The organism is Klebsiella sp. Ech2A, from assembly GCF_030078455.1.
GTDB lineage: Bacteria > Pseudomonadota > Gammaproteobacteria > Enterobacterales > Enterobacteriaceae > Klebsiella > Klebsiella terrigena.
In genome coordinates, this window is record NZ_JAQGFU010000153.1 from 1 (window position 1) to 10,574 (window position 10,574).

Here is a 10,574-nt window from a genome sequence, read left to right on the forward strand (position 1 = left end):
GCTCAAGATAGCGGCTGACCATCGGCCGCGACATGCCCAGCGCCCGCGCGGCGGCGCTAAGGCTGCCCAGCTCGCAAATGCGGATATACACCCTGGCGGCGATAATTCTATCCATACGTCGTTTCCATCTGCACGTTTTATGAAACTCAGCATCTCTTTTTTCAGGAATTTTCGCAAATCAGGAAATACGTAAAATAGCGTTATTCACCCGACATTGAGAAAACAATCATGAAACTTTCGACCCTTGCCATCGCCACCGCCCTGTTCAGCAGCGCCGCCTTCGCCGCGCCGCTGCAGCTGCAAACCTACAACCCGCAGGATAAAGGGATTTTCGCCGTCAACTCCACGCTGGCCTCCGGCCCTCACGAAGCGGTGCTGTTTGACGCCCAGTTCAGCGTCAAGGACGGCGAGAAGCTGGTGGAGATGATCCGCAAAAACGGCAAGCCGCTGAGCCGGATTGTGATCACCTCCGGCGATCCGGATTTCTACTTCGGCCTTGAGCCGCTGGTTAAAGCCTTCCCGCAGGCGAAAATTGTCGCGACGCAGGAAGTGGTCAATCACATTAACGCCACCAAAGCCACGAAGCTGGCCTACTGGGGACCGCAGATGAAAGACGGCGCCCCGCAGCAGGTCTATGCTCCGCAGGTGATTGAAGCCCACTCCTTTACCATCGACGGCGAGAAGGTCGAAATCCGCGAGCCGGATAGCTACGCCGCCTTTGTGTGGATCCCGGGCAACAAGGCCATTCTCGGCGGGACCGGCGTCGCCTGGGACATGCACGTCTGGACCGCCGATACCCAGACCGCCGAGAGCCGCCGCCAGTGGCGTAAAACCCTCGACGATATGGCCGCGCTGCATCCGCAGCAGGTGATTCCGGGACACTATCTCGGCACGCCGCCGGCGGGCGACCGGGCGATCGTCTTCACCCGCGACTACCTGCAGCAGTTTGAGCAGGCGCTGAAGAACCATAAGGATTCCGCCGGGGTGATTAAAGAGATGAAGCAGCGCTGGCCGAAGCTGGCGGAAGAGAGCTCGCTGGAGCTGAGCGCCAAGGTCAACACCGGCGAGATGAAGTGGTAGCCGCAGACTGTTCCTAATCCGCGAACGTGAGGTTGCCATTGGTGAAAATATAGACCACCATAGAGTGCGCGGTTCGGTTAACGGGCCGCCGTTAGGGTTATATTTCGTCCGGCTTCGCCGGGCTTGTCCTTGAAACAGAAGTGGATTAAGGAGTAAGAATGAAATCGAACCATCAGGCACGTCATCTTCTCGGTCTGAACTATAAGCTGTCCCAGCAGAAAAAAGTGGTGCTGGACGGCGATGTGGAAACCACCATCAACCACGCTCACGCCACCGGCCGCAAACGCCGCGCGGGCTAATTTCTCGACTGAGTGATGATAAAAACACCGTCCTTTTGCCAGGATGGTGTTTTTTTAACGCTATCCCCCCTCTTTAACCGCAACTGCTCTATACTCTGCCCGCAGCATTCCCCGCCAGCCCGCTCGTCTATCGCCGCGCCGGGCCTGAAGCGATTATCAAGGAGTTAGTGCGATGCAATTCACCCATAAAAAAAACCGTTCCCTGTATATCCCCTACGCGGGCCCCGTCCTGCTCGAGTTCCCGCTTCTCAATAAAGGTAGCGCCTTCAGCATCGAGGAGCGCAGCAGCTTCAACCTGCTGGGCCTGCTGCCGGAAGTGGTTGAAACTATCGAAGAGCAGGCAGAGCGCGCGTGGATCCAGTATCAGGGGTTCAAAACCGAGATCGACAAGCACATTTACCTGCGCAATATCCAGGACACCAACGAAACCCTGTTTTATCGCCTGATTGGCAACCATCTGGAAGAGATGATGCCGGTCATCTATACCCCGACGGTCGGCGCCGCCTGCGAACGCTTCTCCGAAATCTATCGCCGCGCCCGGGGCGTATTTATCTCCTATCAGAACCGACATAACCTCGACGATATCCTGCAAAACGTGCCTAATCACAACGTTAAGGTGATCGTGGTTACCGACGGCGAGCGTATCCTCGGCCTTGGCGATCAGGGCATCGGCGGAATGGGCATCCCTATCGGGAAGCTGTCGCTGTACACTACCTGCGGCGGGATCAGCCCGGCCTACACCCTGCCCGTTGTGCTGGACGTCGGAACCAACAATCAGCAGCTGCTCGACGATCCGCTGTATATGGGCTGGCGCCACCCGCGTATCACCGATGACGAGTACTATCAGTTCGTTGATGACGTTATCCAGGCCATTAAGCACCGCTGGCCGGACGTGCTGCTGCAGTTTGAAGACTTTGCCCAGAAGAACGCCATGCCGCTGCTTAACCGCTACCGGAATGAAATCTGCTCGTTCAACGACGATATCCAGGGCACCGCTTCGGTCACCGTGGGGACGCTTATCGCCGCCAGCCGCGGCGCCGGCAGCCAGCTGAGCGAACAGAAAATTGTCTTCCTCGGCGCCGGTTCCGCCGGCTGCGGTATCGCCGAGCAGATCGTCGCCCAGATCCAGCGTGAGGGCCTGAGCGAGGAGGCCGCGCGCCAGCGCGTCTTTATGGTCGATCGCTTCGGCCTGCTCACCGACGCGATGCCGAACCTGCTGCCTTTCCAGAGCAAGCTGGTGCAGAAGCGGGACAACCTGCAGCAGTGGGATACCACCAGCGACGTCCTCTCGCTGCTGGACGTGGTGCGCAACGTCAAGCCCGATATTCTGATCGGCGTTTCCGGCCAGCCGGGACTGTTCACCGAAGAGATTATTCGCGAGATGCATAAGCACTGCCCGCGGCCGATCGTCATGCCGCTGTCGAATCCCACCTCCCGGGTAGAGGCGACGCCGCAGAACATTCTTAGCTGGACCGACGGCGAAGCGCTGGTTGCCACCGGCAGCCCGTTTGCGCCGGTGACGCTGAAAGGCAAGCAGTACGTGATTGCCCAGTGCAATAACTCCTACATCTTCCCGGGCATTGGTCTCGGGGTGATCGCCTCCGGCGCTTCGCGGGTCACCGAGGATATGCTGATGGCCGCCAGCGAAACGTTGGCGAAGCACTCGCCGCTGGTGAACAACGGCGAAGGCCCGGTGCTGCCGGAGCTGAAGGATATTCAGACCGTATCGCGCGCCATCGCCTTTGCGGTGGGTAAAGTGGCGCAGGAACAGGGCGTGGCGGTGAAAACCTCCGCCGAGGCGCTGCTGCAGTCGATCAACGATAACTTCTGGCAGCCGGAGTATCGCAACTACCGCCGGACGTCGATTTAATTGCTATTCGCCTGAACAAAGCGTCCGGATAACGGCGAACGCGGCGGGCCTCAACGGGGCCCGCTTTTTTTTGCTTAACGCTCTTACCCGCATCCCTGCCATTTTTAGCCGCTGGCTAAATCGACGATCTCCCTCTACACTGCCTGCACCCATCAACTAACTGAATAGAAAAGGAGGATCCCATGCCGTACTGTGAAATGTTTAATTTTTCACATACATTTGGCGATCGCACCCCCTCAAGCGTTATCGGTATCGTGCTGCGATAACTTTAGCTTGAGCGAAGAAACCAAACCTTAGTCCCCTTCCCTCGGGCTTACCGGGTTATCGTCAGCGATGTTTGACGAGGCATTTCCATGCCTGTAACTCTTGAGTAAGTTCACAATGAGCACATTCTTAACCGCACAATCTCTGTACGTTGAAACGGCATTTGGCCCCTTATTCAACGATCTCTCCTTTACCCTCAAAAAAGGCGACCGCGTTGGCCTGATTGGCTATAACGGCTGCGGAAAAAGTACCTTACTGCAGGTGCTCGACGGCACGCTTACGCCCAATTCCGGCCGCGTGGCGCTGGCTAACCACTGCCTGATGGCCCGCGTGGAGCAGCATCTGCCGCAGGCGGTATCAGCACAATCGCTGGTGCAGGCGGTGCTCGCCCGCCTCCCCACCGCGGGTCGGGAAAACCATCGCTGGCAGGCGGAGCGCCTGCTGGCTGAAATGGGCTTTGACGACGACAGCTTCGAGCAGCAGGCGGCCACTCTGAGCGGCGGCCAGCATACCCGGCTGCTGCTGGCGCGGGCCCTGATTCAGCAGCCTGACCTGCTGCTGCTTGATGAGCCCGGCAACCATCTCGATCTGCCGACCCTGCTGTGGCTGGAAAGCTTCCTGCAAACCTGGCAGGGGAGCTTCGTCGTGGTGTCGCACGACAACCTCTTATTGGATGCTGTAACTAATAGCAGTTGGATCCTGCGCGACCACAGCCTGCACGCCTTCTCTCTTCCCTGCAGCGCCGCTCGCCGGGCGCTGCAGGAGCAGGACGAAAGCGACGCCCTGCGCCATAGGGCCGAGCAAAAGGAGATCGACCGCGTCACCGCCAGCGCCAGGCGGTTAGCTACCTGGGGCCAGGTCTATGACAACGAAGATCTCTCGCGCAAAGCCAAACAGATGGAAAAACAGGTGCTGCGTCTGCAGGAGAACCAAACCAGCGTGACCGCCGGAACGCCGTGGCGGCTGGCGCTGCACGGCGACGCGGTGCAGGCCGACCGGCTGCTGGAGATGGAAGGACTGCCGGTCCCGCCGGCGCCGGGCCTGCCCGCCCTCTTTACCACCGGGCTGGCGCGGCTGAAAAGCGGGGATCGGGTCGCCATCATGGGCCGCAACGGCGGCGGAAAATCGTCGCTGCTGCGCCTGCTGTGGCGACAGCTGCAGCAGCCGACGCCGGACGCCGGGCTGCGTCTGCATCCCCGCCTTAGCCCGGGTTACTATGACCAGACCCTGCATCAGCTGGACGACAATCACGGCCTGCTGGAGGCGCTTGAGGCCTTCGCTCCGGCGCCGGAAGTGCGTAAACGCGCGCTGATTTCCGCTGGCTTCGGCTGGGCTCGCCACGCGCAGAAAGTCAGCACTCTCAGCGGAGGCGAGCGCTCCCGGCTGCTGTTTGTCGGGCTGTCGCTGGCGCGCTATAGCTTGCTGCTGTTAGATGAGCCCACCAACCATCTTGATATGGAAGGCAAAGAGGCGCTGGCGGATACGCTGCGGGACTACCCCGGCGGCCTGCTGCTGGTCAGCCATGACCGCCAGCTGATCGCTCGCAGCTGTAACCGCTTCTGGCTTATCGACGACCAGGGCCTCAGCGAATGGCACGACGTTGACGAGGTCTATGCCCGGCTGGGCAATGCGACCGGCCGCGGCGAGCGGTCAGCCCCGACGCCAGAGGCGGTAACGCGCGTGGAGGAGAGCGACGCGCTGCTGGAACGGTTGATTAGCCTGGAGCAGCGCCTGGCCGAGGATATGGCGCGCAAGCCTAAGCATCAGAAACCGCAGCAGCAGGCGCGGTGGCAAGAGGAGATCGCGGAAATCAATGCCAGACTGAGTTAACACCCAACCCGCCCGTCCCACAGCGTCAAGCCTGGGCCGGGCGGCGTGTAGCAAACTACTGCGGCTGCTTCGCTTTCCAGGCATCCCATGCCTGTTTAATTTCCTGCTTCGCCGCCGCGGCGTCGTTAAAGCCGTTCAGCTCGACCTTTTTGCGGCCCTCCGGCAGCTGCTTATAGACCCGGAAGAAGGCCTGCAGACGCTCCTGCTCCATTTTCGGCAGATCGCTGATGTTCTTAATATCATCATAGGTCGGGTCAATTTTGCTGGCCGGCACGGCGATGATTTTATCGTCCTTCTCTCCGCCATCGATCATCTTCAGTACGCCAATCGCCCGCAGCTTAATCAAGGTGCCCGGCGCCATCGGCGCACGGGTATAGAACACCACGTCAAGCGGATCGCCATCGCCGGCCAGCGACTGGGTCAGCGAGCCGTAGTTGGCCGGGTAAGCCACCGGCATCGACTGGAAGCGATCGGCGATGATAAACCCGGTTTTGGCGTCAGTTTCATATTTGATAATGCCGCCGGTCGGAATTTCAGTAACCGCGTAAAACTCCTCCGGATTGTTTTCCGGCTGCGGGAAATCCAGTACGTTGTGGGCCTGAGCGGCGGCGGAGAAGAGCAGCGTTGCGGCGAGGATGCTTTTTACCAGATGCATTGGGTTATCACTCTGTTGTTATAAGAAATTGTCCGCTAACAGCCTGCCGATCGGCTATGAAAGAAATATGATCAATTCATGGCGTGAATATTAACCGCCATAAAATTGACTAAAAAACGAGCATTTTGCTATCCGTGCTGGTTGAAACCACATTTTTCACTATCAAACTTGCATTGCGCGGCATAAGAGTTAATCCTTAATGAGTATTATTCACAAAGAACGCGACGTAATTTGTCACTAATATCAAGGAGAAAACATGAGAGCTGCCGTTGTCACTCACGATCATCAGGTCAATGTAACGGAAAAAACGCTGCGTCCCCTGCAACATGGCGAAGCGCTGCTGAAAATGGACTGCTGTGGCGTCTGCCACACCGACCTGCACGTCAAAAACGGCGATTTTGGTGATAAAACCGGCGTCATCCTCGGACATGAGGGCGTCGGCGTGGTTCTGCAGGTCGGCCCCGGCGTCAATTCACTGAAACCCGGCGATCGCGCCAGCGTGGCATGGTTCTTTGAAGGCTGCGGCCACTGTGACTACTGTAATAGCGGCAACGAGACGCTCTGCCGCTCGGTAAAAAACGCCGGTTATACCGTTGACGGCGGCATGGCTGAAGAGTGTATCGTCACCGCCAACTACGCGGTAAAAGTGCCGGATGGCCTCGACTCCGCGGCGGCCAGCAGCATCACCTGCGCCGGCGTCACAACCTACAAAGCGGTGAAGGTCTCCCACATCAAGCCGGGTCAGTGGATTGCGATTTACGGCCTCGGCGGCCTGGGTAATCTGGCGCTGCAGTATGCGAAAAATGTCTTCAATGCCAAAGTTATCGCCATCGACGTCAACGACGAGCAGCTGAAGCTGGCCGCAGAGATGGGCGCCGACCTGACCATTAACTCCCGCAGCGAAGATGCGGCGAAGGTGATTCAGGAGAAGACCGGCGGCGCCCATGCCGCGGTGGTCACCGCGGTCGCGAAAGCCGCCTTCAACTCCGCCGTTGACGCAGTGCGCGCCGGCGGCCGCGTGGTGGCCGTTGGCCTGCCGCCGGAAGCCATGAGCCTCGACATTCCGCGACTGGTGCTGGACGGCATCGAAGTGGTGGGTTCGCTGGTCGGTACCCGTCAGGATCTGATTGAGGCCTTCCAGTTTGCCGCCGAAGGGAAAGTCGTGCCGAAAGTGACGCTGCGCCCGCTGGGCGATATCAACGCCATCTTTAAAGAGATGGAACAGGGGCAGATCCGCGGCCGGATGGTTATCGACTTCCGCCGCTAGCCCCTGCGCCTCTCCCGAATCGGGGAGAGGCGTCTGCTCAGGCTATACGCACGGCCCCGTCGCGCACCCGTACATCATGTACAGCGGGAACAGCGGCACCAGCGGGATCAGCGCGATGGTTCCGAGAGTCGAAAGGGTTTGCGTTCGATCGTTGATCGAGACGACCACCGGGCTGGAGAGCCGCCAGGACTCTTCCAGCTCGTTCGGGTCCCCTGCCGTCCAGTAGCCGCTCGCTTTAAACAGCACGCCGAGATGTTCACTATCCAGCGCCGTCGCTTTATATTCATGGGTTAATATCGCCTGCTGCGCCGCGTCCAGCTTACGCTTATCAAGCACCACCAGATATTCCGCCACCACCTCATGCTGCTCAACCGCAAAATTTACCCGCACGCCCGAGGCGACGTTATTAAAACGCTGGTAGAAGCTGCTGTAGCGCTGATACTCCTGCGGAGCGCCGTCGCGATAAAAGCGATAGGTGTATTTATTGGACACCGCAATAACACCGGCAGATATTGGCTTAACTTTCGTTATGGTATCGGTCGGCGGTAAATTCGGCGCCGCGGTACAGCCGGTCAATACCGCCACTGCCAGCGCCAGTAAATATTTCAGCATTACTCTTTTCCCTTTTAGCAACATTCACTTATCAGCCATTAATCTATCAACCTTAAGTATCATCTCAATCTTTTTATTAAATAATGGGATTAGTGCCAGCCGACAAAATAAAAAATCCTTAACGCATGCGCCCTGTAGTAAGGCGGCAAAAGAGGATCCCGCCAACGCCGGCGTTATTTGAATGCTGAAGCGGATTAATGCTTTTTACGCACATGCTTAGCGCAATTCCTTCGTTCCTTTGTCAATAACCGCGCCGGATGATGACAACACAATAGATAACAAAGGAATTCACCATGCAAAGCCGTTTTCGCCTGCCCGCGCTGGCAGCACTCTTTTTATCAGGCGCCTTTTCCGCCTGGGCCGCCGATACGCCGGTTAAAGGCGGCACCCTGATCTATCTTGAGCAGCAGCCGCACACCAACCTTTATCCGCCCGCCGGCGGCTTCTACCCCAACGGTGGGATCCTCAACCAGATCACCGATAAGCTGACCTGGCAGAATCCCAAAACCTTAACGATCGAGCCGTGGATTGCCGAAAGCTGGACCACCAACGCCGACAAAACCGAATATACCTTCAGGCTGCGCCCCGGCGTCACCTTCTCCGACGGCACCCCGCTGGATGCCAACGCGGTTGCGAAAAACTTCGATACCTACGGCCTGGGGAATAAAGCCCACCGCCTGCCGGTCTCGGAGGTGATAAACAACTACGATCGCAGCGAGGTCATCGACCCGCTGACGGTAAAGTTCTATTTCAAAAAGCCCTCTCCCGGCTTCCTGCAGGGCACGGCGACCATCGGCTCGGGGCTGGTGTCGCTTAGCACGCTGCAGCGCAACTTCGAAGAGCTCGGCGATGCGCGCAACATTATCGGCTCCGGCCCGTTCAGCGTTAAGGATGAAAAGCCGGGCCGCGAGCTGACGCTGGTGGCGCGCAAAGATTACCGCTGGGGGCCGAAAAACCTGCCGCAGCAGGGGCCGACGAACCTCAACGGCATTACCTTTATCGTCACCCCGGAAGATAGCGTGCGCATCGGCGCTCTGCTGGCGGGCCAGGCCGATTTTATCCGCCAGGTGCAGGCCTACGATGAAAAGCAGACCACCGACCAGGGCTTTACCATCTACGCCGCGCCAACGCGCGGAGTGAACGACAGCCTGAGCTTCCGCCCGGACAACCCGCTGGTTTCCGACCTGCGCGTGCGCCAGGCGCTGCTGCATGCCACTAACGCAAAGCAGGTCGTCGATACCCTGTTTTCCGCCAACTACCCGCAGGCCACCTCGGCCATCGCCAGCTCGGCGGCGGGCTATGTTAACCTCAGCGACAGGCTTACCTTCGACCCGGCTAAGGCCAACGCCCTATTGGACGAAGCGGGCTGGAAGGCGGCCGCCGACGGCATCCGCGCCAAAGACGGTCAGCGGCTGGCGCTAACGGTCTACGAATCGCTGCCGCAGCCGCAAAATAAAGAGGTGCTGCAGCTGGTTGCTCAACAGTGGCGGCAGGTCGGCGTGGCGCTCAGCGTCAAGGCCGGAGACGCCGGCAGCCGCACCCTCGATAATCTCGATCCGCTGAAAACGCCGCTCACCGTGTCCGAAGTCGGCCGCGCCGACCCGGACGTGGTGAAAAGCATGTTCTTCCCGGGCAACCGCGATGCCCTGCTGCAAAAAGGCGGCTCCAGCGATAAGGTGCAGAGCTTCCGCGACGATAAGCTCAACGCCCTGCTCACCGCCATCTCCGCCGAGGTTGACGCGCAAAAGCGCCTGCAGCTGACCGGCGACGCCCAGCGCTATCTGCTGGATAACGCCTACGTGATCCCTATCTTTGAGGAGCCGCAGGTCTTTGCCGGCGCGAAATGGGTGAAAGGCGTCAGTTTTGAAGCGGTTGGCCGCCCGTCGTTCTACGGCGCGTGGCTCGACAAGCGCTAAGGAGTCGACGATGAGCCACTATCTTCTCAGCCGGCTGGGCCAGGGTGTCCTGGTGCTGTGGGCGGCGTTCACCCTCTCCTTCGTGCTGCTGCAGGTTCTGCCGGGGGATGCGGTGCTGATCAAGTTCCAGAATCCGGACCTTGGCCTCAGCCCGGCGCAAATCGCCGAAATGCGCCTCGCCTACGGCGCCGATAGCCCGCTGTGGCGGCAGTACCTGCACAGCCTGCTGGCGATGCTGCGCGGAGATTTTGGCTACTCGCTGCAGGCGGGGATCGCGGTCAACGCCCTGCTCGCCAGCAATCTTCCGCAAACCCTGAGCCTCGCGCTCCCGGCCTTTATCGCGGCGATCGCGCTGGCGTTTACCCTCGCCTTCGCCGCCCGGCTGCCGGGGGTACGCTGGCTGAGTAACGTCCTGCAATCGCTGCCGGTGCTGTTTATCTCCCTGCCCACCTTCTGGCTCGGCATCGCCCTGATTCAGCTGTTCTCCTTCCAGCTGCGCTGGATCCCGGTGATCAACCCCAGCCCGCTACAGGGGCTGATCCTGCCGATTATTGCCGTCGCGGTGCCGATCTCCGCGCCGCTGGCGCAAATACTGCTGCGCAGCATGGACCAGGTTGCCGCCCAGCCCTTCGTCGCCGTTGCCCGGGTCAAAGGAATGAGCGCAACCGGCGTGCTGTGGCGACACGTCATCGGCAACGCGCTGTTGCCGGTGCTGAACATCGCCGGCCTGCTGCTGGGCTGTCTCTTATAACCATCTCCGAGCCCACGGGACGCCTGAGCA

At 59.5% G+C, this 10,574-nt stretch carries 9 protein-coding genes and 1 pseudogene; 7 read left to right on the plus strand and 3 right to left on the minus strand.

What is annotated here, in order from left to right; all coding sequences use genetic code 11:
* Positions 1-115 (minus strand): helix-turn-helix domain-containing protein (locus PFH44_RS20605; protein ID WP_283825996.1); only part of this gene is annotated, 115 nt, incomplete at its 3' end.
* 113 nt (positions 116-228) lie between these two features.
* Between PFH44_RS20605 and PFH44_RS20610 the strand changes: the two genes are divergently transcribed.
* The 4 genes from PFH44_RS20610 (at position 229) to PFH44_RS20625 (ending at position 5,343) form a co-directional block, all read left to right on the plus strand.
* On the plus strand, positions 229-1,080 hold the full coding sequence (locus PFH44_RS20610) for a Vmh family MBL fold metallo-hydrolase (RefSeq protein WP_283825991.1): 852 nt from the start codon (positions 229-231) through the stop codon (positions 1,078-1,080).
* Between the two features lie 158 nt (positions 1,081-1,238).
* Positions 1,239-1,379 carry a stationary-phase-induced ribosome-associated protein gene (sra, locus tag PFH44_RS20615; protein ID WP_004861775.1) on the plus strand — a complete coding sequence of 47 codons (141 nt, stop codon included), beginning with the start codon at positions 1,239-1,241 and terminating at the stop codon, positions 1,377-1,379.
* A 172-nt stretch (positions 1,380-1,551) separates the two neighbouring features.
* A complete protein-coding gene (locus PFH44_RS20620) occupies positions 1,552-3,249 on the plus strand; it encodes an NAD-dependent malic enzyme (RefSeq protein WP_045855302.1) in 1,698 nt (565 codons plus the stop codon).
* Positions 3,250-3,630: 381 nt separating this feature from the next.
* Positions 3,631-5,343 (plus strand): ABC-F family ATP-binding cassette domain-containing protein, encoded by a 1,713-nt coding sequence (locus PFH44_RS20625; RefSeq protein ID WP_283825992.1) that lies wholly within the window; start codon positions 3,631-3,633, stop codon positions 5,341-5,343.
* 55 nt (positions 5,344-5,398) lie between these two features.
* Here PFH44_RS20625 and PFH44_RS20630 read toward each other — a convergent pair whose 3' ends face one another.
* Positions 5,399-5,998 (minus strand): inorganic diphosphatase, encoded by a 600-nt coding sequence (locus tag PFH44_RS20630; RefSeq protein WP_283825993.1) that lies wholly within the window; start codon positions 5,996-5,998, stop codon positions 5,399-5,401.
* 256 nt (positions 5,999-6,254) lie between these two features.
* Here PFH44_RS20630 and adhP point away from each other — a divergent pair, with 256 nt between their 5' ends.
* Positions 6,255-7,265, plus strand: coding sequence for an alcohol dehydrogenase AdhP (gene adhP, locus PFH44_RS20635; protein WP_045855299.1), 1,011 nt, complete (start codon positions 6,255-6,257; stop codon positions 7,263-7,265).
* 42 nt (positions 7,266-7,307) lie between these two features.
* Here adhP and PFH44_RS20640 read toward each other — a convergent pair whose 3' ends face one another.
* Entirely contained in the window at positions 7,308-7,877 is a 570-nt protein-coding gene (locus PFH44_RS20640) for a hypothetical protein (RefSeq protein WP_283825994.1), read from the minus strand.
* A 293-nt stretch (positions 7,878-8,170) separates the two neighbouring features.
* Here PFH44_RS20640 and PFH44_RS20645 point away from each other — a divergent pair, with 293 nt between their 5' ends.
* Together PFH44_RS20645 and PFH44_RS20650 are read left to right on the plus strand one after the other, a co-directional pair.
* Entirely contained in the window at positions 8,171-9,793 is a 1,623-nt protein-coding gene (locus tag PFH44_RS20645) for a TIGR04028 family ABC transporter substrate-binding protein (protein WP_283825995.1), read from the plus strand.
* Between the two features lie 10 nt (positions 9,794-9,803).
* Positions 9,804-10,541, plus strand: a pseudogene (locus PFH44_RS20650) (ABC transporter permease); the annotation flags it as partial.
* Positions 10,542-10,574: the final 33 nt, after the last annotated feature.